Annotated in this window: 1 protein-coding gene; it reads left to right on the top strand. The window is 41.8% G+C overall.

What is annotated here, in order from left to right:
• Positions 1-538: oligosaccharide flippase family protein (locus tag RT405_RS10795; RefSeq protein WP_313469636.1), on the top strand; the 538-nt coding region annotated here is incomplete at both ends.

The following is a 538-nucleotide window of genomic DNA, read 5'->3' as shown; positions in this document are numbered from 1 at the left end:
ATATTAGCAACAGGACGCGGTTGTTTTCAAGGGACATTTCGAATGCTGCCGACTGCTGTTTCACAAGTCGTTGAGCAAGTTGTTCGTGTAGCGATTATTTTAACAGCTGCTTATATCTATACTGCTTCGCAATGGACGGATTATCAAATGGGGGCAGTAGCGATGAGCAGTTCCTGGATCGCTGGTTTAGCGGCTACGCTTGTCTTAGGAATCGCTTTTTTCAAAAAAACACCACAACCAGATCTGCCGTTAAATACAAATGAATTTCAACAAGATTCTATTCAAATCAGCACATTAACGAAACGGTTGATGACAGAAGGGCTCGCGATTTGTGTATTGAGTGCAATGCTGATTTTATTGCAATTAGTGGATTCTTTTACTTTGTATAAAGGTTTGATTCAAGCTGGATTTTTACCAGAAATGGCCAAAAATGTTAAAGGGATTTATGACCGCGGGCAGCCGTTAGTTCAATTGGGGATGGTAGTGGCAACAGCTTTTTCAACCTCTCTAGTCCCCGTATTAAGCCGCTCATTTTCGC

Source organism: Carnobacterium sp., assembly GCF_032094055.1.
Taxonomy (GTDB): Bacteria; Bacillota; Bacilli; order Lactobacillales; family Carnobacteriaceae; genus Carnobacterium_A.
This window is presented reverse-complemented; position numbering and strand designations above follow the sequence as displayed.